The following is a 22,330-nucleotide window of genomic DNA, read 5'->3' on the forward strand; positions in this document are numbered from 1 at the left end:
CTGGGATTGGTCATGCGCGTATTATTGGCTCCGATGGAGGGCGTTCTCGACTCTTTGGTGCGTGAGTTACTCACCGAAGTGAACGACTACGATCTGTGCATCACCGAATTTTTGCGCGTGGTCGATCAGCTGCTGCCGGCCAAGTCGTTCTACCGGCTGTGCCCGGAGCTGCGTCACGCCAGCCGCACGCCGTCGGGCACGCTGGTGCGGGTACAGCTGCTGGGGCAGTACCCGCAGTGGCTGGCGGAGAACGCCGCGCGCGCGGTGGAATTGGGCTCTTACGGCGTCGATCTCAACTGCGGCTGCCCGTCCAAGCTGGTGAACGGCAGCGGCGGCGGGGCGACGCTGCTCAAAGATCCGGAATTGATCTACCAGGGCGCCAAAGCGATGCGCGCGGCGGTGCCGGCCCATCTGCCGGTCACGGTGAAGGTGCGCCTGGGCTGGGACTCTTCCAATCGCAGCTTTGAAATCGCCGATGCGGTGCAGCAGGCGGGCGCCAGCGAACTGACGGTGCACGGCCGCACCAAAGAGGACGGCTACAAGGCGGATCGCATCAACTGGGCGGCGATCGGCGAGATCCGTCAGCGGCTGAGCATCCCGGTTGTCGCCAACGGCGAGATCTGGGATTACCAGAGCGCGCAGGATTGCCTGCAGACGACCGGCTGCGACGCCATCATGCTGGGGCGCGGCGCGCTCAACGTGCCGAACCTGAGCCGGGTGGTGAAATATAACGAACCGCGCATGCCCTGGCCGCAGGTGGTTGAGCTGCTGCAAAAATACGTCCATCTGGAAAAGCAGGGCGACACCGGCCTATATCACGTGGCGCGCATTAAACAGTGGCTGGGTTATTTGCGTAAAGAATATGATGAAGCAACTGAACTGTTCAGCGAAATCCGCGCGCTGACGACGTCCGGGGATATTGCGCGCGTCATCTGCCGCAGCTGAAAATAAACCCGCGCGTGGCGGGTTTATTTAAATCGGCATTATCAGGCGGCTTTATCAAGACGGTTTAATTCTATCTCGATATCCTGAATGGTTTTTTCCAGCCCTTCCAGACAGGCGCCTTGTTTATTCAATAGGTCGTTAATGGCTTCGGCGAATGCCTTATTTTTGCATTCCCCCTGATCGAAGGCCAGCCAGTGTGCGGAGAGCGTCTCGATATTCGACTGCGCGTAGTGGCGCATTTCCTTCAGCTGGGAAGCGACATTGCGTAAATTATCCAGCTGCGCCTGTGCATTTGCATTGTTGCTCATGAATTTCTCCTTGAGTTGGCCGTTAAATAATTTCGACTGCGGGATCAAGCTTACCCTATTTAAATAAAAATATCACCCTGAGTGGTCTGGGTGGTTATTTTTTGGTGGGTGTGGCTATATTTATTTTTCGGCTGAACAAGGACTTGGGTGGAATTGTAAAAATAGATAAATACGGTGTTTTTGGCGATTATTTTCGGCCATCCCGTTCGGGATGGCCGTTATTCTACCCCTTAAGCGTGAGGCCGACTATGCCGCGTCCGCCAGCATAAACATGCCGTAGGGGTGAATTTCCAGATAATACTGCTCGCCGACGTTCGGTTGCAGGCGGGTGGCGTTAACCTGCAGCAAAATCTGTTGCCCGTGCCACGCCACCGTCACCTCATACTGCGGCCCCATGTAGGCGACATGCTGGATCTCGCAGCGCTGGCTTTCATCGCCATGCTCGCTCAGCGTGATCGCTTCCGGCCGCACGCCCACCGTGCCGGCGCCCTGGGCGGCAAAGTGCGCGGGGCGCGGCAGGCGATAGCCGCTGATATCGACATGATCGGCGCTGAAGCTGGCCGGGAACAGGTTGGCGTCCCCCATAAAGCTCGCCATAAAGCGCGAGGCGGGCTGCCGATAGAGATCCTGCGGCGAGCCCATCTGCATGATATGCCCCTTGTTCATTACCAGTACGGTGTCGGAGACCGCAAAGGCCTCGCTCTGATCGTGGGTGACGTACAGCGACGTGATATCAAACTGCTTTTGCAGCTCGCGGATCTTTTCGCGCATGCTGCGGCGCAGGTTGGCGTCGAGGTTGCTCAACGGCTCGTCGAACAGCAGCACTTTCGGCTTGAGGATCAGCGCGCGCGCCAGCGCCACGCGCTGCTGTTGGCCGCCGGAGATCTGATCGACATAGCGATCGTCGAACCCCGCCAAGTCCACCATCGCCAGCGCTTCCTGCACGCGCGCTTTCACTTCGGCGCGCGGAATGCCGAGCATCTTCAGGCCATAGCCGACGTTCTCCCCCAGCGACATGTGCGGGAACAGGGCATAAGACTGGAATACCATGCAGATGTCACGCTGCTGGATGGAACGATGGGTGACGTCTTCACCATCAATGAATATCTGCCCGTCGCTCGGTTTTTCCAGCCCGGCGACCAGGCGCAAAATGGTGGTCTTGCCGCAGCCGGAAGGGCCGAGCAGCGTCACCATTTGCCCCCGTGGGATGGTGAGCGTGATGTTATCGATTACCGTGTTGCTGCCGAACCGTTTGGAGACGTTACGCAGTTCAACGAAATTTTTCTGGCTCATCATGGGCTCCATTACGCCTGGTTTTTGGCTTTTGAACGGGAGATGCGTGCCTCGCCGATCAGCCAGTCAAAGAGGAAAATAATCGCCAGCATCACCACGATCAGAATTGAACCGTAGGCGATCGCCACGCCGTATTCGCCGTCTTCCACGCGGTTGAGGATGTAGGCGGTGGCCACGCGGGTATCGGGGGTGACCAGGAAGACGATGGCGCTGACGGTGGTGATGGCGCGCACGAAGCTGTAGATCAGCGCCGACAGGATAGCCGGGCGCAGCAGCGGCAGCAGGATGTGCGTGATGGTGCGCAGCGAGCCGGCGCGCAGGCTGAGCGAGGCTTCGTCCAGCGATTTGTCTATCTGGCCCAGCCCGGCGATCCCGGCGCGAATGCCCACCGGCACGTTGCGCATCACCATCGAAATAATCACGATGGCGGCCGTCCCGGTGAGGTACACCGGCGCGCCGTTAAAGGCGAGAATGTAAGAGACGCCGGCCACGGTACCCGGCACCGCAAAGCACAGCATGGTGGTGAACTCGATGGTCTTTTTGCCCTTGAACTGCTGGCGCACCACGATCCAGGCGATCAGCAGGCCGAACGCGGCGGTGATCGGCGCGGCGATCCCGGCGTATAGCAGCGTGTCGAGCAGCGAAGGCCACGCGCCGTCGCTCATGCCCTGGCCGAACAGTTTGATGAAGTTATCCAGCGTCAGCGTGTAATCCACTCCCCAGTTGACGGTGAAGCTGCCGTAGAAAATGCTGCCGTAAAGCAGGGCGTTAAAGGCTACCCACACCGCCAGCAGCGCGATCACGCCCCACACCAGCGTGACCGGCAGCGGCTGCACGTCGCCGCGATACGATTTGCCGGACACGGTGACGTAGGAACGTTTGCCGATCCACATATACTGGATGCAGAACACCAGCAGTGAGAACAGCAGCAGGAAGGCGCCGAGGGTGCTGGCGGCCTGATAATCGAGCTGCGAACCGGTGATGTAAAAATAGATTTGCGTCGCCAGCACGTCGAAGTTGCCGCCGAGCACCAGCGGGTTGCTGAAATCAGCCAGCGATTGCACCACCACGATCAAAAACGCGTTGGCCAGCGCCGGTTTCAGCAGCGGCACGAACACGCCGTTAAAGGTTTGCCAGCGGCTGGCGCGCAGGGTGTAGGAGGCCTCTTCCAGCGAAGGATGAATGGTCTTGATCGCGCCGTCGAGGATCATGAACGCCATCGGGGTGAACGCCAGCACCTGCGCCAGCCAGATGCCGGTAAAGCCGTACAGCCAGTTGGTGTTGGTCAAACCGAACCAGGCCACCATCCACTCGGTGACGTAGCCGGAGCGCCCCATCATCAGCGTGACCCCCAGGCCGACGACGAACGGCGGCGTGACGATGGGCAAGATGGAGAAGATGCGGCCGATAATGGCGCTGCGCCTGGCGATGCGGGTAGTGTAAATCGCCAGCACCAGGCCGAAAAAGGTGCAGCCGGCGCCCACCGCGATCGACAGGGCGATGGAGTTGAGGATCACCTGAATGATATGCGCCTGCGACAGCACGTTCATAAAGGCCAGCGGCGCGAACGCGCCCGTCTGGTCGGTGAACATCGGAATGAAAATCGCGATGCTCGGCCAGACGATGAAGACGCCGATCAGCGCCACGATGGTGACCAGCGCGCCGATAACGAAACGGTCGCCGCCCAGCCAGTCGAGGCGGGTCAGCGCCAGCGTCATGATGGCGCCCAGCGCGGTCAACTGCACCAGGGTGGCGTAGCCTAAACCGCGTCCCGCCACCGTGGCGCTGACAACGATAAAGGCCATGCACAGCAGCGCCCAGCCGGCATCGAACGCGTGGCGGCGCCGCTGCTCACGGCCCGCCGCAGCGTAAGGGCGCAGCAGCAGCAGGCTCGGCAGCAGGCACCAAAGCCAGCTGATATTGCGGTGTGACCAGCCATAGGCCGCGAGGATCTCTTCGCCGGTGGACTCCAGCAGGCCGTAATCCAGGCTCCAGCTCGGCAGCAGGGCGAACGCCAGCCAGCCAAGCAAAACCCAAAGGGATATCGCATCTCGTTTTTTCACGAGATGGAGTGCATGTGTATGTGACATAAGTTTCCCGGATGTTCAGGCCGGGCAAGCCGTGAGGCTTACCCGGCAACAGGCGCAGAATGTGGGCTTATTTACCCATCTTGACTTCGCTGACCCATTTATTGATCAGCGCCTTGCGGACCTCGGTCGAACCGTACTTGTCCATGTCGTAGTTGATCAGCTTCAGGTCGTCGAGCTTCAGCGAGTTCGGCGAGGTATCGGCGGTGGTGTTGGTCAGGATCTGATAGGACTTGCCTTGCTTCCACGCCAGCTCCTGCGCCTCTTTCGACAGCACCCAATCCACGAACAGCTTGGCGTTGTCGAGGTTGCGCGCGCCTTTGAGGATGCTGACGCCGCCGATTTCGTAGCCGGTGCCTTCACACGGCGAGATCAGCTCAAGCGGCGCGCCCTGTTCCTTTTCGAGCGAGTAATCATGCAGGAAACCGATGCCGATCGCCGTTTCGCCGCGGGCGGCGTTGCGCGCCGGGGCAATGCCGGACTTGGTGTACTGCGAGACGTTGGCGTTCAGCTGTTTGAGGTAAGCGAACGCCTGATCGTCTCCCCACAGCTGGGCAAAGGTCGCCAGCGCGGTGTAGGCGGTGCCGGAGCTTTGCGGATCGGCGATTTGAATCTCGCCTTTGTATTCCGGCTTGGTCAGGTCTTTCCAGCACTTGGGCACCGGCAGATTTTTCTCTTTCAGGCGCTGGGTATTGACGCCAAAGCCGAGAATGCCGACGTAGACCGCCGAGGAGTAGTTGCCTTTCAGCTTGGCCGGATCGCGGAATTGCGTCATGACCTGGTCGAGATTCGGCGATTTGTACGGCTGCAGCAGCCCCATTTCACCGGCCTGGGATTGCGGATCGAGCGTGCCGCCGTACCAGACGTCCGCCTGCGGGTTCTTCTTCTCGGCGTCCACTTTTGCCAGCGTGCTGCCGGAACCGTTGCGGATGAACGCGGTTTTCACGTCATATTTCTCGCCGAAGGCTTTGGTTTCCGCTTCGCACATTTCATTGGTGGCGCTGCAGTAGACCACCAGGCGGCCCTTGGCGTACGCGGCGCCGCTCAGGGTCGCCAGCGCGATGCCGGACGCTATCAGGGTAGTGACCCACGTTTTTTTCATTGTTTTATCCTTCTCTCGGTAGAGGTGGTAACGCTCGCCATCAGCAGCGGCATCAGCAATAAACCCATAAGAACAGCGGCGATCGACAGCAAACTGAACATGCCTGACCAGCCGTAGCCTTCGATGACCCGCGACAGCGGCCAGCCCGCCAGCGCCGCCCCCAGATAGGCGAACAGGCCGAGAAAGCCGGTGATGGAGCCCGCAGCGCCTTTGTGCCCGCATTCCACGGCGGCGAGGCCAATCAGCATCTGTGGGCCGAAGACAAAAAAGCCCACCGTAAAGAAACAGCCCGCCAGCAGCGCGTAGTGATGCACCGGCGCCAGCCACAGCGCGGCGACGGAAACCATCAGCCCGAGCGTGAACAGCAAAATCATCGGCGCGCGCTGCCCGCCGAACAGCACATCCGAGCCCCAGCCGGCGAACAGCGCGCCGAGCAGGCCGCCTATCTCGAACAGCATCACTGTCGCATTGGCGCTGAGCAGGTTGACGCCGTGGCTTTCCGTCAGCCACAGGTTGCCCCAGTCGTTCAACGCAATGCGGATCAGGTAGACCAGCACGTAAGAGACGCCGAGCAACCAGATCATCGGGTTCTTCAGCATCGTGGTGCGCAACATTCGCCACAGCCCCATCGGCGGGCTTTGCTGTTCCTGGCGCAGCTCCAGCGGATCGTGGCGCCACTGGCCGACCGACGGCAGGCCTTCTTCCTGCGGCGTGCCTGTCAGCTGCCGCGTGAGCCAGATGCCCAGCACCATGCTGACGGCCCCCGGGATCAACATCGCCGCCTGCCAGCCCCAGCGCTGGGCGGCGAAGGCGCTGATCAGCGGCACAATCGCGCCGCCGAGGTTGATCGACATATTCCAGCAGCCCCACCAGAAGCCGCGCTCGTTGCGCGAATACCAGTGGGTCAGCAGCCGCGCGCAGGGCGGCCAGCCCCAGCCCTGAAAGAAGCCGTTCAGCGCCCAGACCGCCAGCAGCAGCGTCAGCGATTCGCCGAAGGCGAACGCCACGTTCAGCAAACCGGTGGCGAACAGGCCGATCCCCATAAACCCGCGCTGCCCATGGCCGTCGTGCCACAACCCGGCAGCGAATTTCGACAGGCCGTAGCTCAGATAAAACAGCGAGCCGAGCAGGCCGATGTCTCCTTTATCCAGCCCCAAATCCGTTTGCAGCGCCGGCAGCACGTAATTCACGCTTTTGCGCGTCAGGTAAAAGGCGGCGTACCCGATGACCATGTACAGCAGCAGCCGCGGGCGCAGCGCGCGGTAACGATGATCGATTTCAGATGCTGAGCGTGCTTGCATAGCCGCCTCCCTGGTGCTGACTATAAGAAGGTGAAAAGGAAAGGGGATGAGATAAAGTCCGGAGTGGCTAAGACTTTTTCCTAGTTAGTCGGCGGTTTGTTGCAAATTTGTGGGCAGGTTAACAATTACCCGGGTGCCGCGCTGCGTTTCCAGCGTCAGTTCGCCGCCGAGCGCGCTGACCCGTTCGCGCATTCCCTGAATGCCGAAGCCCGGCGCGTTGCCCGCATGGATGCCGACGCCGTTGTCCCTTACCTCGAGGTGCAACATGGCGCCTTGCTGATACAAAACGATGGCGACTTCGCTGGCCTCGGCGTGTTTGCACACGTTGTTGAGCAGCTCTTGCAGCAGCCGGTAGAGGGTGAAGCGCACCGTCTCGCCGGCGGGCGTGTCGGTCAGGCGGTAGTCGAAACGGCAACGGATGCCCCGTTCGCTAAAGGCGAATTCGCTCAGCAGGTGGTGAAGCGCGTCTTTGAACGCCAGCTCGTCCAGCGCGGGCGGGCGAAGTTGGCGCAGCAGCTGGCGCGTGGAGTGATGAATGCGCCGGGCGAGATCGCCTATCTGGTTCGCGGCGGCCTGGGTTTGCGCCGGATCGCGCGCCCGCTTGACCAGCTGCGACTGAATTTGAATGGCGGTGATGTTCTGGCCGATTTCATCGTGCAGCTCGCGCGCCAGGTTCTTTCGCGTGTCTTCTTCGGTGTGGATCAGTTTTTCGGTCAACGCCCGCCGCGCCGCCAACTCTTCTTCCAGGCGTCGGCGATAGTGGTGCAGGTTTTGCGCCAGGTGCTGCTGACGGCTGATGGCGATGCCCAGACCGATGCCGAGCAGCGCCTGGGTCGCCAGAAAGATTTCCAGCTCGACCAGATTGCCGAACCCCACGCCGACCTGCCGGGCGAGGGTGATCATCATGCTGCCGAGCAGGCCGGACAGCACGCCGCCCTGCCAACCGAACTTCCACGCCATCACCACGTTCGGCAAAAACACCACGATCAGCAGCAGGCGCTCGATTTCCGGCGACAGCACCATCTGCGTACCGATACCGATAACGAAAAACAGGCTGCACCAGATGATTAAGGACGCGCGCAGCGGCGGGTTGGCGGTGTCCAGCCCGAGCAGATGGTAGCGGTGCTGCTGGCGCAGAAATTCAAAGATCAGGTAGACGAACGGGGTCAACAAAACACCGCCGGTAAACGACGCCAGGCCGAGCAGCATCGCCGGGCTCTGCGCGAAAGGTGACAGCAGGGCGGTATTGAGCAGCGAGGCGGCGGTCACTGCGGCCAGCAGCAGCGTCAGTCGTTGCCAGTAGAGCGGAAAACGGCGCCAGACCCGTTGCGCGAGAAGAGCCGGGATCAGGGTGATGAACGGGGCGGCCAGCAGGCCGTAGCCGCTCAGCAGGCGTTCGCCGTGCAGCCAGAACAGCAGCAGCGCCGGCGGCGCTATCAGGGCGGGCCAATAGCGCCGCCCCAGCAAGATCAGCAGCGCGAGATAGACGCCGTGGGGCAGAAACAGCGCCGCCTGATTGCCGTTGTGGGTCAGATAGAAACCGAGCGTCCACAGCATCAGCCAGCCGCTGCCCCAGGCCAACAGGATAAACAGCGAGATAACCCAGCGCCGTGAGCGGAGTGACATCAATGCCCCGCCAGCAGCTGATGATCGAGGGCGAAATGCACCAGCTCGATGGTGCTGTTGCACTGCAGCTTGCCCAGGACGTTGGCGCGATGTACGTGTACCGTTTTATGGCTGAGATCGAGCTTGAAAGCGATCTCCTTTACGCTGTCGCCTTTGACCAGCAGCTCGAAGATTTCGCGCTCGCGCGGGGTCAGCACTTCCAGCGCCGTGGCCGGCTGCTCGCCGCCGCGCAGCGCCCGCAGCGCGTCGGCGCACAGGTAATGGCCGCCCATATCGACGGAGCGCACCGCCTGCACCAGCTCTTCCGGCCCGCAGCGTTTGGTCAGATAACCGCTGACACCGGCATCCAGCGCGCTCTGCACGAAGGTGGGGGAGTCATAAATGCTGAGTATGATCGCGCGAAACTGCGGCTTCTGCGCCCGCAGGCGTTTCAACAGGCTCAGGCCGTTTTCATCCGGCATGGCGATGTCCATCACCGCGACGCTGACGTCGTCGCGCAGCAGCGCCGGCCAGGCCGCCGCTGCGCTGCTGTATTGCCCCGCCACGTCGATGTCTGCTTCGAGGCTGAGCAATTGCGCAAAGCCGGAGCGCACCACCACATGGTCATCGACCAGTATCACACGGATCATTTTTCGCACTCTGTTGCCGAATCATGATCCTATGATGCCTGCCGCCGCGATGCTGGCAATCAGCCAAGCGCGGTTATGCAATCGATGTAACAGAATCGTAATAAAAGGACGCCGCCCGCGCCGTCAACGATCCACATCGATGGTGAAATGCCGCCACAGCGCGGCCCGCCGTTCCTCTTCCGAATGCAGCGTCGTTTCGTGGCGTTGGTGATCTTCGGTCACGATCAGCTTCATGTCGCTGAGGGTCACTCGGCCCTGTTCGGTCGGCCGTGAACACACCAGGCGCTGGGTGAAGTGCGACTGCGGCGAGGTGCTGTGGAAGTGGCACATCTCGTCGAATTCATGCGGTTCGCGCGGCTGAACGGTAAAGCGATACAGGGTTTTGGCATGCGAGCGCTGGTCGCCGTTGCGGCGTTCCAGCAGGTAATATTCGCCTTCCCGCTCCAGGTGGAAGGTGCCGCTGGCCTGCGGTTGCGGCTCGGCAACGACGATTTTGAGCGGCGTCAGGAAGGAATCGCCGAAACCGACGTCCACCAGCCAGGCCTGGCCCGCCAGATCCACCCGCAGCGCCAGATGGTCGTAGGGTGGGCCGAAATGGCCGTCGCGCGCGCGGATCTCGCCGGAGATAAAGCTCACCCTGAAACCGATCTCCCGCAGCAGCAGGGCGAACAGCGTATTCAGCTCATAACAGAAACCGCCGCGGTTACGCTCGACCACTTTGTTGAACAGCGCTTCGGGCGCCAGCTGAATACCCTGATGATAAATAATGCTCAGGTTCTCGAACGGCACGCTCAGCATGTGGCGATGGTGCAGCTGTTGCAACGTGGGGAGATCGGGGCGGGCGACGCCGGTAAAGCCGATATGCTGCAGGTAGCGTTGGGTGTCCACAGGGTGTCTCGCATGAGAAAAAGTAGGCTTAAAATAGCGGGCTTTGTGGCGTTTGTGAGCGCATTACGTGCTGCGCCTCGGCAGCCGGATTACTTTCCCGACGGGCGTCTTAGGTAAAGCGCCGGGTTCAGTGAGCGCAGATGCATTTTCAGTACGGTACCCCGTTGAAAGAGATAGTTGAGTACGGTCAATGACAGCAGTTCGGTCAGCAAGGTGCTGTAAGCGGCGCCCATCATGCCGTATTGCCGAATCAGGCCGTATGACAGGGGAATGTTAATGATAAACACCAACAACATTTTGCGGGAAAGGAAGCCGTAACCGGAAAACAGCACGATGTATTTATAGGCCACGGTCCCCAGGGCGGAGAGCAGGGTGGCGACGGCCAACACCCCCATGGCGGCATAGGCCGCCAGGTATTGCTCGCCGTACAACAGTGCGATGACCGGTTTGCCCAGCCAAACGATCCCGGCGACGATGGCTAAGGCGATAGCCAGCACCAACCCATTCAGTTTGGCCGCGGCGCGCATCGCGTCTTCGCGCCGATAGGCGAATATTTTCGCGAAGAACGAGGTGATGACGGCATCGGTAACGAACATCCAGGCGGTCGCCAGGGTAATGGCGACCGAGTAAATGCCCAGCACCGCGGCGGAAACGAACCACATCAAAAACAGCTGCGCCAGCCGGGTATAGATGGCGATGGAAACATTGGATACCGCCAACGGCAGGCCGCTGGCGAGCAGATAGCGCACATATTTGCGCCGAATACGGCCGGGGGCCGAAAAGCCCGGATGGCGGCGATGATAAAGGTGATGACGGATCAGATAGGGGATGAGGTACACCATCACGATAGGGATGGCCAGAAAGTACAGGTGCAGATCAAAAAACACGATCAGCCAGCGAGCCAACAATGCGCTGGCTAAGCCGGCCACGTTGGCCAGGGTATTGAAACGCGATTCCAGCCGGGCGTCATGGTAAATGGCGAAGACGTCTTTGAGTGAAAAAAACGAGGCCAGGAATGTGGCGGCGCAAAAGTAAAAGGTCGTGAAGTCTTCCCGCAGCCCGGTATAAAGCAAGATGATCGCAGAAAAGGCCAGGAAACAGGCTTGCCTCAGCCGGTTGGTGGAGAACATCAGCGCTGCGCCGGAGCGCGGATTACGGCTAATGCGTTTGAAGAGGATGGTGTCCGACCCCAGCAGCGCCAACGTTTGGGTAATGGCGAAAATCGCCGTGGCAAAGGTAATCTTTCCGAAGCTTTCCGGCCCAATATATTTGGCCATGTAGGCGGTGATGAATATAACGCCGAGGATTGATACCGTCTTTTCCGCTATCATCCAGGAAGCGTTTCTTATTATGCTGAAGTCTATGATCTTTAGTTTCACTGACGCTTCCCTGAATACCTTATGATATAGGATTATTCCGTTTTTTATCCTTTAATAATCACCAAGGCTTTTTTTATATTTTACAATTGAAGTCAATTGCATTTAAACTTTAGCTGGGTCTTTTGTTATGTTGGATTAATGGATGAATCAACGGAATGAGAAAATTCGTAAAATACCTCTATAAGGTTTCGCCTGACTTTATTTATTATCAGCTGTCGCATTATTCTGTTCATGGAGGCTTTGTTAACTTTTTGAATCCTAAAAGTTTTTCTGAAAGGATTTACCACAGAATGCGCTACCCGCGCGAAGAGTTCAGCCTGTTGGCGGATAAGGTGGCGGTGAGGGATTATATATCCAGTCGCGTTTCGGAAAAATACCTAACGCCGGTCATCATGATAACGGAGAACTTCACTGAGCAAGACTATTTGTCGTTGCCTCAATCTTTTGTTATCAAAACAAATAATGCCTCGCAGCAAGTTAAGATTGTCAGAGATAAAGCGCGAGTGAGTTATGATGAGATTGCAAGCACTCTCAAGAAATGGTCAAAAATAACGTATTGGAAGCGCTTTCGTGAGAAGCACTATGCGAAGATCCCACTGCAAATTGTGGTTGAAAACCTGTTGGACATCGAACGCGACGGTGAATTGATCGACTATAAAGTGCATGTTTTTAACGGCAGCCAGCCTTATCTGTTCGTGGAGTTGCTGCGGGGCGGCCCGGAGCCGACGTCGCTGGAGTTCTTGGACCGCCATGCGCATCACTGCTTTTTTACCCAGAAAGATATTCCCCAGATCAACACGTTGCACGCGAAGCCTGACTTTTGGGATGAGATGATTGAGGTCGCCCAAGCCGTTGCCGCCGATCTGGACTACTGCCGGGTCGATTTCTACCTGACGCAAGACAGGCTCTATATCGGCGAGCTGACGCTCACCCCCGGTGCAGGCAATGAAGTGTACCAACCGCGCGCCACCAACCTGCTGCTGGGCGAGCTGATGGCCAAAACCTGAACGCTATGCCGAGCGTTGGGCCAGCTCCCGCAGCCAGCCCAAAAACGCCGCGGCGCCGGGTTTTTCCAGCGTGCGCGGCGGGTAAACTACGTAGTAGGGCTTGCTGAGCGGCAGCGCCGGTTCGGCCAGGGTGACCAGCCGGCCTTCCGCCAGTTCACGGGCGATCAGTCGCCGCTGGCCGAGCAGCACCCCGTGCCCTTGCACGGCGGCGTCGATGGCCAGCGAGGTCAGGTTATAGGTCAGCCCGCGGCGCGGCGGCGGCGACCGATCGGCGGCGGTGAACCACTCGTGCCAGCCCGGCAAAAACTGGCTCTCCTTGCCCCAGTCGACGTGGATCAGCGGCAGCTGCGTCCAGTCGCCGCGATCGCGCAGCGCCGGGCTGCATACCGGCTGCACCCGATCCTGAAACAGCCGCGCCTTTTCCAGCAGCGGGTAATCCTGATCGCCGAAGCACAGGGCGAAATCCGCCGCCGAATGGGCGAAATCGACCGCCGCATGGGTCGCGTGCAGCCGCAGATCGCCGTCGGGGCACTGCGCCAGCCAGTCGCCCAGCGCCGGGTTCAGCCATTTGGAGGCCAATGCCGGCAGGGTGAACACCGTTAGCGTCTGCTTGCCGCGCTGGCGTTCCACGTGCTGCTGCGCCACGCGCAGCGTTTCAAACGCCTCCTGCACGTAGGCCAGGTAGTCCGCGCCCTGCTCGGTCAGCGTGACGCCGCTTTTGGCGCGAATGAACAGCGTGATGCCCAGATGTTGTTCGAGCTGGCGGATCTGCTGGCTGACCGCGGCGGCGGTCAGCGCCAGCGCATCCGCCGCGCGAGCCAGGCTGCCGGTGCGAGCGGCGGTTTCGAACGCCAGAATGGCGCTCAGCTTGGGCAAGCGCGCACGGGACGGTGAGTGCATGAGCAGGGCTTATCGCTAAGAATTCGTTAGCTTATCCATAACGTATTTTTGTTATGGCGGCAATGCGGCATTCGCTACAGTGGGAGGCATCCGGCTTTCGCACACGAGGGGAACGTCATGCCGCAACTTGCCGATATTATCGATCTGTCCGCCCACCCCATCGACGACGCCGCGTTCCGCGTCCGCTGCCGGCAAACGCTGGCGCGCGCCGGCGCGCTGGTGCTGCCGGGATTTCTGCGCGAAGCCGCGCTGGCGACGGTGCGGCTGGAAGGCGCCGAACAGCACCATGCGGCGTTTTACGCCACCAGCAAACACAACGTGTATCTGCGGCCGCAGGACGACGCGCTGCCGGCCGAGCATGCGCGCAACCGGCTGGTGGTGTCGTCCAAGGGCTGCATTACCGACGAGGATATTCCGCCGCAGTCGCCGCTGCGCGCGTTGTACGACGCTCCGGCGTTTCGCGCGTTCCTCTGTGCGGTGCTGGATGAGGCGCAGCTGTATCCCTACGCCGATCGTCTGTCGTCGATCAACCTGCATTACGCCCACACCGGTCAGGAGCTGGGCTGGCATTTTGACAACTCCTCGTTCGCCATCACGCTCCTGATCCAGAAACCGCAGGCGGGCGGGCGCTTCGAATACGTGGAGAACCTGCGCGACGCCGATCGCGGCGAGATGAACTATGCCGGGGTCACGCAGGTGCTGGACGGTGAGCGGGCGGTCAAACAGCTGGCGATGGAGGAGGGGGATTTGGTGCTGTTTCGCGGGCGCAACGCCATGCACCGGGTGACGCCGACCGAAGGCGACACCACGCGCATGCTGGTGGTGCTGGCCTACAATGCGCAGCCGGACGTGATGCTGTCGGAAAGCGCCAGAATGACGTTCTACGGGCGGTTATAGCGGATAAAAAAACCGCCCCGGAGGGCGGTTTGTCGATTCAGTGCGGGTTCTGCTCTTCGTGAGCCTGCTGTTCCAGCTTCACTTCCTGCGCGCGTTTGCGCAGGCCGAACCAGCCCAGCGTCAGCAGCGCCGCCAACACCGGAATGGTGGCGATGGTCCAGGTGCCGTTCGGGTAGTCGAAGGCCATCATCACCACCACGATCAGCAGGAACGCCAGCGTCAGCCACGAAGTGAACGGCGCGCCCGGCATTCTGAACGACACCGGCTGAGCGCGGCCTTCGCGCACGGCTTTGCGCAGGCGCATCTGGCAAACGATGATAAACGCCCAGGAGGCGATGATGCCCAGCGAGGCGATGTTCAGCACGATCTCGAACACCTGCGACGGCACCAGGTAGTTGAGCACCACGCCGATCACGTAGATGCCGCAGGTAACCAGGATGCCGGCGTAAGGCACCTGCTGGCTGCTCATTTTGGCCATCAGCTTCGGCGCGGAGCCGCCCATCGCCAGCGAACGCAGGATGCGGCCGGTGGAGTAGAGGCCGGAGTTGAGGCTGGACAGCGCGGCGGTCAACACCACGATGTTCATGATGGTGCCGATGTAAGGCACGCCCAGCTTGCTGAAGAAGGTGACGAACGGGCTTTGGCCGGCCTGATAGGCGTTCCACGGCAGCAGCAGCACCAGCAGCACCACGGAGCCGACGTAGAACAGACCGATACGCCAGATCACGCTATTGATCGCTTTAGGCATCATTTTGGCCGGATCTTTACACTCGCCGGCGGCGGTGCCGATAAGCTCGATGCCGGCGAAGGCGAAGATCACCCCTTGCACCAGCACCAGCGCAGGCAGCAGGCCGTGCGGGAACATGCCGCCGTTTTCGGTGATCAGGTGCATGCCGGTGGTGTGGCCGGCCACCGGCGTGCCGGTGCCGAGGAAGACAACGCCGACAATCAGGAACAGCGCGATGGCGGCGACCTTGATCAGCGCGAACCAGAACTCCATCTCGGCGAACCACTTCACGCCGATCATGTTCATGGTGGCGACGATGCCGAGCGCGCCGAGGGCGAACAGCCACTGCGGCACGTCGGCGAAGGTGCCCCAATAGTGCATGTACAGCGCCACGGCGGTGATGTCGACAATGCCGGTCATCGCCCAGTTGAGGAAATACATCCAACCGGCGACGTAAGAGGCTTTTTCACCGAGGAACTCGCGAGCGTAAGAAACGAAGCTGCCGCTGGAAGGGCGATGCAGCACCAGTTCGCCCAGCGCGCGCAGGATGAAGAAAGAGAAGATCCCGCACACCAGATAGACCAGCGCCAGCGCCGGCCCGGCCAGTTCGAGACGGCCGCCGGTACCGAGGAACAAGCCGGTGCCGATGGAGCCGCCGATGGCGATCATTTGGATTTGCCGGTTGCCCATGCTTTTGTGATAACCGGATTCATGAGAGTCTAGCCAGCGTCTTCTGGCGGCGTGTTTTTCATCCGCAGACTGTTTTTGTGAGTGCATTATCCGTCCTGTTTACCTGTCTATGTTAACCCTGCTCTTACCGAGAGCAAACGATTGCTATGACCAATCGTCATGAGAATGAGGTCGTGGCATCATTCCGCTGTTTATTGTGTATACAGCCATCATTAAAATAACGGCGAAGCATGCTACCTTTTCTCCGTAATGGTGGCAAAAAATACTGCGCATAAAACGTGAACAAGTGTGTTTATTTTTTAATCCAAATATAAAAGGATATATTATTCAAAAAGATGTGATGTTTTATCAAGACGGAAATATCGAGGAATAAAAAGTGATTAAAATCACAAAATAATAATTACCGTGCAAATTACAGGGTGTTGTTCTTATATTTCGCGGTGAGAAATAAGGGGGGGAGGAAATGGCGACCCGCGCAGAAAATGGCATCAGCAGCGGGTCGGTTGGCGCGTAACGAGTCTTAGGCCGATTCACCGGCCGGCAGGGCCGATGCGGGCAGGCCGAACAGCTTGTCGAATGCCCAATTGAACACGAAGGTATAACAAGGAATGATGACGATCAACGCCATATCCAGCAGCAGCGCCTGCCACAGCGTGATGCCCATCCACCAGGCGATCAGCGGGATCAGATACACTACCAGCGTCAACTGAAAGCCGACGGCGTGCAAAATGCGGCGTTTGAGCGTGCGGGCGCGCGACGCCTGGCGGCTTTCCCACCACTCGAATACATAGTTGTAAATAAAGTTCCAGCTTACCGCGATGGTGGTGATCACCACCGCCAGCGGCCCGGTGGTGCTTGGCGCGTGGCCCGACAGCAGCGCCAGCCCCAACGCCGAGATCGCCATGCCGATGATTTCATAAGCGGTGACATACACCAGTTTGCGTTTGACGCCTTGCATCGTTTTCTCCCGATCTGTTTTTAGTTGCCTCTGTGGCGACGGCGGCTAAGATAACGTCAATCACATTGATAGAAAAAGTCAGGAGTTGTCAGTTAATCTGACAGGTTGAACAATGAATTTTTCCAGCGACAACATCGAACTGTTTTTGGCGGTGCTCGATCGCGGCTCGTTTTCCGCCGCCGCCCGCGCGCTGCGGCGCGTGCCCTCCGCCGTCAGCATGGCCATCGCCAACATGGAGGCGGAGCTCGGTTTCGCCTTGTTCGACCGTTCTCACCGTGAACCGACGCCGACCGCGCTGGCGTTGGCTCTGGCGCCGCACGCCCGCCTGATCGCCGGGCAGCTCAAGCAGCTGCAGGTGCACGCCATCGAACTGTCCCAGGGGCTGGAGAGCCGGCTTTCGATCGGCGTGGCGTCGGATATCAACGGCGCCGGCCTGCTGGCGGCGGTGAAAACGCTGTCGCAGCGTTATCCGCTGCTGAACATCGAAGTGCTCAGCGCGCCGCAGGACGACGTGTTGCACATGCTGCACGAGGGGCGCATCGGCGTTTGTCTGGCGTTCGGCGGGCTGAACGTCAACAGCGCGGAACAGTTCCACTTCGTGGGCGCGGAGTCACTGGTGGCGATGCTGTCACCGCAGCACCCGGCGCTGGACGGCGCGGCGGGCGAGCTGTTTCTCGAGGATCTGGTCAACGTGCGGCAGATCATGGTAGCCAGCCGCGATCTGCCGATCGGCGATCTGCGTCCCCAGGTGGCGGAGGCTTACTGGCGCACCGACAGCCTGCCGATGGCGCTGAACATGGTGGAAGCGGGTCTGGGGTGGGGCAATTTTCCGCTGTCGTTGGCCGAGCCGCTGCTGGCGCAGGGGCGGTTGGTGCGGCTGAAATTCAAAAACACCAAGAACGAGCTGCGCTTGCCGATGCATTTGATCTGGCTTAAGAATCGCCCGTTGGACAAAGCGGCGCGCGAACTGGTCGCGCTGATGCGCGAGGCGCCGCAGGAAAGCTGACGCCCGCTGCGTTTGCTTACTCCGGGTGGCGTTTACGCCACCAGAAACGCACCAGCAGGATGGCGACGATCGCCAGCGCGACAAACAGCAGGCTGGAGAGCTTTTTGTCGAAGCCGGTAACGAAGCGTTCGATCGCCTGGCCGCCAAAATAACCGAGCATGACGAAGATCGTCGCCCATAACATGGCGCCGAGGATGTTCAACGGCACGAAGCGCGACGGCGGCAGGCGGCTGGCGCCGATCAACACCGGGCCGATGATGCGGAAACCGTACATGAAACGCACCCCGATAACGAACAGCATCGGGTGGCGGGCGATCAGCCTTCTGGCGCGCGCGATGCGTTTTTCCTGTCCCTTGAGCCGCGAGATGACGCGGCCTTCAAACCGGCGGCCGGCGAAGTACAGCAGCTGGTCTCCCATCATGCCGCCCAGCGCCACCACTGCGATCACCCACGGCCAGTGCAACAGCCCTTCATGAGCGGCGATGCCGCCCAGCAGTGTGATGGTTTCCCCTTCCGCCAGGCAGCCGATAAACAACGCCCAGTAACCGTAGTCCGTAATATAGTGGGCTAAATCGGTCATTCCTTACTCCTTATGTGGCTGACGCATAAGGGCAAGTATACGCCCGATTGCTAACCTTGGGCGATCTGGGCCACCAACGCTCTGCGCCGCTGAAGGCTCTCCGCCATCTGCGCCTGTACCCTGGCGTAAATGTGCGGCGGGGCCAGTTCCGGCGTGCCGCCCTCGAACGGCGGCGCCGGGGCGTATTCCAGATAGAGCTGGATCATTTGGGCGGTCTCTTCGCCGTGCAGTTCGGCGATCAGCGCCAGCGCGAAATCGATGCCGGCGGTGACGCCGCCGCCGCTGATCACATTGCCGTCGCGCTCCACGCGCGCTGAGCTCGGCACGGCGCCGAACAGCTTCAGGCTGTCGCGCATCGACCAGTGACAGGCGGCGCGTTTGCCTTGCAGCAGACCGGCGGCGGCCAGGATCAGCGAACCGGTGCACACCGAGGTCAGGTAGCGGGCATCGGCGCCCAGCCGACGGATCTGCTGCATGAAGGCCTCATCTTGCAGCGCCTGGGTGCAGCCGCTGCCGCCCGGCACGCACAGCACGTCGCAGCGCGCGATCTCCGGCAGCGGGCGCAGCTGGGTGAAGTGCAAGCCTTCCGACTCGACATCCGCGCCGTCTACCGAGGCGACGACGATTTCCGCGCCCGGCATGCGGCGCAGGAACTGCAAGGGGCCCGTGAAGTCGAGCTGGGTGACGCCTTGATAGATGGGAAATACAATCACGAGTGATTCAGACATGATATTCGCCTCATTTTTATCGTTGGACCTGGGTCATAATAGCCGCCCTGTTTTTGGCTGATATGACAGATAACCCTCAAAAAGCGCCATCATGAAAACGATCGGTTTTGTGGTTTTTCCCGGCTTTAACCTGCTGGACTTTGCCGGGCCGCTGGCGGCGTTCGATAACGTCAGCCAGTTCACCGACCCGCCGGCCTACCGCTGTGTGGCGATCTCGCCGCAGGGCGGCATGGTCGCCAGCTCGGCCGGGGTGGAAATCGCCACGCAGCCGTGCGGCGACGAGCGTTTCGATACGTTGGTGGTGGCCGGCGGCAGCGGCAACGTGATGGCGGCGCAATCACCGGCGCTGGCGGCGTTCCTGGCCAACCAAAGCCGACGAGCGCGGCGCATCGCCAGCGTATGTACCGGCGCGTTTATTCTGGCGGCCTGCGGGCTGCTGGACGGCAAGCGCGCCACCACTCACTGGTATCATGCGGCGCGGCTGCAGCAGAACTACCCGCGCATTCGCGTCGACAGCAACCGCATCTTCATTCGCGACGGGGATATCTGGACCTCGGCCGGCATCAGCGCCGGCATCGATCTGGCGTTGGCGCTGATCGAAGACGATCTGGGCGCCACCCTGGCGGCGGCCGTGGCGCGGCAGCTGGTGGTCTATCACCGCCGCCCCGGCGGGCAGTCGCAGTACTCGCTGCTGCTGGCGCTGAATCCGTCGTCGGATCGCATGCGCACCGCGCTGTCGTACGCACGCGAGCATTTGCATCTGCCGCTGTCGGTGGCGGATCTGGCCGACGCCGTCTGCCTGAGCGAGCGGCAATTCGGCCGGCTGTTCCGCGCCGAAACCGGGCAGACGCCGGCCAAGGTGATCGAGCAGCTGCGGGTAGAGGCGGCCAGAGGGCGTATTGAAGAGAGCGCCGAACCGCTGGAGGCGATCGCCCGCTCGGTGGGGTTCAGCGATCCGGAGCGTATGAGGCGGGCGTTTATCCGCGTATTTGGCCTGTCGCCGCAGGCGATCCGCCGGCTTGGCCGCGCGGGATAACTTTTTTGCCACGCCTGGCGGCGGGGCGCATCAGAGGAGCAACGGATGTATCAGGATTTTGAGAGCGAATTGAGCTGGGCGATGCGTCATATGCCGCGCACCCGGGCGGCGGTGGCGGCATTGCCGGACCTGCACGGGGTGCGGTTGGCGTGCAATATGCACCTGGATCTGAAAATGGCGCCGCTGGTGGCCGGCCTGCTGGACAAGGGCGCGGCGATCTTTCTGACCACCTGCAATCCCACCACGGTACAGAACGACGTGGTGGCCTGGCTGGAACGGCGGGGCGCGCAGGCTTACGCCTGGCGCGATATGAGCGCCGGCGAATGGTCGGAATCTTTCGATCGCGCGCTGGCCTGGCGGCCGACTCACCTGTGCGAAATGGGAGCGGATCTGACCACCCGTCTGCACCAATCGCCGAACGGCACGCAGATCGTCGCCGGGCTGGAGGCCACCGGATCAGGCATCAGCCGGTTGAACGGCGTGGCGCCGCGCTACCCGATCTTCAACTGGGACGATCTGCCGGTGAAAGAAGGGCTGCATAACCGGCACATGGTTGGGCTGACCGCCTGGCATACCTTCTTCCAGACCACCCATTTGACGCTGCACGAGAAGCGCGTGCTGGTGATCGGTTACGGCCTGGTCGGGCAGGGCACGGCGGCCGCGGCCAGAGCCTACGGCGGCCAGGTGATGGTGGCGGAAATCGATCCGGCGCGTGCGCTGCAGGCGCGTTATGACGGCTGGCAGGTGGTGGATCTGGCGAGCGCGGTCGCGCAGGCGGACGTTATCGCCACCGCGACCGGCGCGAAAAACGTGCTCTCGGCGCAGCATCTGCAACAGGCGCAGGACGGCGTATTTATCCTCAACGTCGGCCACGTGGCCGAAGAGATCGATGTCGGCTTCCTCAAGAGCCTGCCGCACCACGAGCCGATGCCTTATGTGAATGCTTACCAACTGAATGAAAAGACGGTCTATTTGCTGGCCAACGGCTCGATGTTCAACCTGACCGCCGGCTATGGCGACAGCCTTAACGCCTTCGACGTCACGCTGGCGGTGATGGCGGTCGGCATCGGCCATATCGTCGGCGCGGGAGCGCGGCAAACGCCGGGGCTGTACCTGTTGCCGCAGTCGGCGTGGCAGCCGGCACTGTAACTTTTTCCCCGCGGGCGTTCATCCCAGAGCGCCCGCGGGCTGTACCGATTTTCGGCCGACAGAATTTGTCACAAATCCGCCATACAATCCCAGTGCCAAGCGCTGAACCCTCACATATAATTCGCTGAGTTCAAGCCCCCATTTCAGAGTAATGCCTGTGAAAATACGTGTTTTGGTTCTGACTCTGCTCGCTTTACAGACGGGCGCGGGCTTTGCGCCGCGCGCGCTGGCCAGCGATAACGCCGCCGCCCTGCACGCCGCCCAGCCGGAGCTGGCTTCCGGCAGCGCGATGGTCGTCGATATGCAAACCCATAAGGTGATGTACGCGCGCAACCCGGATGAGGTGGTGCCGATCGCCTCGATCACCAAGCTGATGACCGCCATGGTCACGCTGGACGCGCACCTGCCGCTCGACGAGATGCTGTCGGTGGACATCCACCAGACGCCGGAGATGAAAGGGGTGTATTCGCGGGTGCGGCTGAACAGCGAAATCAGCCGCAAGGATATGCTGCTGCTGGCGCTGATGTCGTCGGAAAACCGCGCGGCCGCCAGCCTGGCGCACCACTATCCGGGCGGCTACAGCGCCTTCATCAAAGCGATGAACGCCAAGGCCAGGGCGCTCGGCATGACCAATACCCATTATGTGGAACCGACCGGGCTCTCTATTCATAACGTGTCGACGGCGCGCGATCTGACCAAACTGCTGATCGCCACCAAGCAATATCCCTTGATCGGCCAGCTCAGCACCACCACCGAACGCATGGCCAGCTTCAAGGATCCCAACTACACGCTGCCGTTCCGCAACACCAACCACCTGGTGTACAACCCGAAATGGAACATTCAGCTGACCAAGACCGGCTTCACCAACCAGGCGGGGCACTGCCTGGCGATGCGCACCGTGATCGGCAACCGCTCGGTGTCGCTGGTGGTGCTGGACGCTTTCGGCAAATACACCCACTTCGCTGACGCCAACCGTCTGCGCAGCTGGATTGAAACCGGCAAGGTGACGCCGATCCCGGCCGCCGCGCGTGACTATCGCCGCCAAAAAGACGCCCGTCTGGCGAAGAACGACAGCGAATAACCCGCCTGGCGGT

21 protein-coding genes are annotated in these 22,330 nt (G+C 60.7%); 7 read left to right on the top strand and 14 right to left on the bottom strand.

Annotated features, from left to right (window positions below; translation table 11 throughout):
* The first annotated feature begins 12 nt into the window (after positions 1-12).
* Positions 13-945 (top strand): tRNA dihydrouridine(16) synthase DusC, encoded by a 933-nt coding sequence (dusC, locus tag ACJ8IP_RS11995; protein ID WP_033652368.1) that lies wholly within the window; start codon positions 13-15, stop codon positions 943-945.
* A 41-nt stretch (positions 946-986) separates the two neighbouring features.
* On the opposite strand, the gene ACJ8IP_RS12000 is transcribed toward dusC, so the two are convergent.
* The 9 genes from ACJ8IP_RS12000 to ACJ8IP_RS12040 form a co-directional block, all read right to left on the bottom strand.
* On the bottom strand, positions 987-1,253 hold the full coding sequence (locus tag ACJ8IP_RS12000; RefSeq protein ID WP_033642249.1) for a hypothetical protein: 267 nt from the start codon (positions 1,251-1,253) through the stop codon (positions 987-989).
* 246 nt (positions 1,254-1,499) lie between these two features.
* Positions 1,500-2,546, bottom strand: coding sequence for a ferric ABC transporter ATP-binding protein (gene fbpC, locus ACJ8IP_RS12005; protein ID WP_033642250.1), 1,047 nt, complete (start codon positions 2,544-2,546; stop codon positions 1,500-1,502).
* A gap of 11 nt (positions 2,547-2,557) precedes the next feature.
* On the bottom strand, positions 2,558-4,636 hold the full coding sequence (locus ACJ8IP_RS12010; protein WP_089191319.1) for an ABC transporter permease: 2,079 nt from the start codon (positions 4,634-4,636) through the stop codon (positions 2,558-2,560).
* Positions 4,637-4,703: 67 nt separating this feature from the next.
* The gene (locus ACJ8IP_RS12015; RefSeq protein ID WP_047025665.1) at positions 4,704-5,735 is read right to left on the bottom strand and encodes an ABC transporter substrate-binding protein; all 1,032 of its coding nucleotides are present in this window, start codon (positions 5,733-5,735) and stop codon (positions 4,704-4,706) included.
* A complete protein-coding gene (gene uhpC / locus ACJ8IP_RS12020; RefSeq protein ID WP_255352674.1) occupies positions 5,732-7,060 on the bottom strand; it encodes an MFS transporter family glucose-6-phosphate receptor UhpC in 1,329 nt (442 codons plus the stop codon). Before uhpC ends, ACJ8IP_RS12015 begins: the two co-directional genes overlap by 4 nt.
* A gap of 60 nt (positions 7,061-7,120) precedes the next feature.
* Positions 7,121-8,662: an MASE1 domain-containing sensor histidine kinase gene (locus ACJ8IP_RS12025; RefSeq protein WP_042783896.1), complete on the bottom strand. Its 1,542-nt coding sequence runs from the start codon at positions 8,660-8,662 to the stop codon at positions 7,121-7,123.
* Positions 8,662-9,291 (bottom strand): response regulator transcription factor, encoded by a 630-nt coding sequence (locus ACJ8IP_RS12030; protein ID WP_164107169.1) that lies wholly within the window; start codon positions 9,289-9,291, stop codon positions 8,662-8,664. The genes ACJ8IP_RS12025 and ACJ8IP_RS12030 overlap by 1 nt, the downstream gene beginning before the upstream one ends.
* 123 nt (positions 9,292-9,414) lie before the next feature.
* A complete protein-coding gene (locus tag ACJ8IP_RS12035) occupies positions 9,415-10,179 on the bottom strand; it encodes an arylamine N-acetyltransferase family protein (protein ID WP_164107168.1) in 765 nt (254 codons plus the stop codon).
* A gap of 89 nt (positions 10,180-10,268) precedes the next feature.
* Positions 10,269-11,558, bottom strand: coding sequence for an oligosaccharide flippase family protein (locus ACJ8IP_RS12040; protein ID WP_046686607.1), 1,290 nt, complete (start codon positions 11,556-11,558; stop codon positions 10,269-10,271).
* A gap of 155 nt (positions 11,559-11,713) precedes the next feature.
* Between ACJ8IP_RS12040 and ACJ8IP_RS12045 the strand changes: the two genes are divergently transcribed.
* Entirely contained in the window at positions 11,714-12,565 is an 852-nt protein-coding gene (locus tag ACJ8IP_RS12045; RefSeq protein WP_164107167.1) for an ATP-grasp fold amidoligase family protein, read from the top strand.
* A gap of 3 nt (positions 12,566-12,568) precedes the next feature.
* Here the strand turns inward: ACJ8IP_RS12045 and ACJ8IP_RS12050 are convergent, their stop codons facing one another.
* Positions 12,569-13,465, bottom strand: a complete 897-nt coding sequence (locus tag ACJ8IP_RS12050) for a LysR substrate-binding domain-containing protein (protein ID WP_164107166.1) — start codon at positions 13,463-13,465, stop codon at positions 12,569-12,571.
* Positions 13,466-13,582: 117 nt separating this feature from the next.
* On the opposite strand from ACJ8IP_RS12050, the gene ACJ8IP_RS12055 reads away from it, so the two are divergent.
* Entirely contained in the window at positions 13,583-14,362 is a 780-nt protein-coding gene (locus ACJ8IP_RS12055) for a HalD/BesD family halogenase (protein WP_047025660.1), read from the top strand.
* Between the two features lie 37 nt (positions 14,363-14,399).
* Here the strand turns inward: ACJ8IP_RS12055 and ansP are convergent, their stop codons facing one another.
* Both ansP and ACJ8IP_RS12065 read right to left on the bottom strand, forming a co-directional pair.
* Positions 14,400-15,866, bottom strand: a complete 1,467-nt coding sequence (gene ansP, locus ACJ8IP_RS12060; RefSeq protein ID WP_047025659.1) for an L-asparagine permease — start codon at positions 15,864-15,866, stop codon at positions 14,400-14,402.
* A gap of 433 nt (positions 15,867-16,299) precedes the next feature.
* Positions 16,300-16,737, bottom strand: coding sequence for a PACE efflux transporter (locus ACJ8IP_RS12065; protein WP_033652378.1), 438 nt, complete (start codon positions 16,735-16,737; stop codon positions 16,300-16,302).
* 112 nt (positions 16,738-16,849) lie between these two features.
* Between ACJ8IP_RS12065 and ACJ8IP_RS12070 the strand changes: the two genes are divergently transcribed.
* Positions 16,850-17,743, top strand: a complete 894-nt coding sequence (locus ACJ8IP_RS12070; protein WP_033642264.1) for a LysR family transcriptional regulator — start codon at positions 16,850-16,852, stop codon at positions 17,741-17,743.
* A 16-nt stretch (positions 17,744-17,759) separates the two neighbouring features.
* Here the strand turns inward: ACJ8IP_RS12070 and ACJ8IP_RS12075 are convergent, their stop codons facing one another.
* Positions 17,760-18,323 (bottom strand): DedA family protein, encoded by a 564-nt coding sequence (locus tag ACJ8IP_RS12075; protein WP_164107165.1) that lies wholly within the window; start codon positions 18,321-18,323, stop codon positions 17,760-17,762.
* 50 nt (positions 18,324-18,373) lie between these two features.
* Complete coding sequence (locus ACJ8IP_RS12080) at positions 18,374-19,051, bottom strand: DJ-1/PfpI family protein (protein WP_033642265.1); 678 nt, start codon at positions 19,049-19,051, stop codon at positions 18,374-18,376.
* A gap of 91 nt (positions 19,052-19,142) precedes the next feature.
* On the opposite strand from ACJ8IP_RS12080, the gene ACJ8IP_RS12085 reads away from it, so the two are divergent.
* The 3 genes from ACJ8IP_RS12085 (at position 19,143) to pbpG (ending at position 22,317) form a co-directional block, all read left to right on the top strand.
* Positions 19,143-20,087: a GlxA family transcriptional regulator gene (locus tag ACJ8IP_RS12085; RefSeq protein ID WP_164107164.1), complete on the top strand. Its 945-nt coding sequence runs from the start codon at positions 19,143-19,145 to the stop codon at positions 20,085-20,087.
* A 45-nt stretch (positions 20,088-20,132) separates the two neighbouring features.
* A complete protein-coding gene (locus tag ACJ8IP_RS12090; protein WP_164107163.1) occupies positions 20,133-21,236 on the top strand; it encodes an adenosylhomocysteinase in 1,104 nt (367 codons plus the stop codon).
* Between the two features lie 151 nt (positions 21,237-21,387).
* Positions 21,388-22,317 (top strand): D-alanyl-D-alanine endopeptidase, encoded by a 930-nt coding sequence (gene pbpG, locus ACJ8IP_RS12095; RefSeq protein ID WP_047572272.1) that lies wholly within the window; start codon positions 21,388-21,390, stop codon positions 22,315-22,317.
* Positions 22,318-22,330: the final 13 nt, after the last annotated feature.

It is taken from the genome of Serratia sp. CY52157 (genome assembly GCF_052168495.1).
In the GTDB taxonomy this organism is placed as follows: Bacteria; Pseudomonadota; Gammaproteobacteria; order Enterobacterales; family Enterobacteriaceae; genus Serratia; species Serratia ureilytica.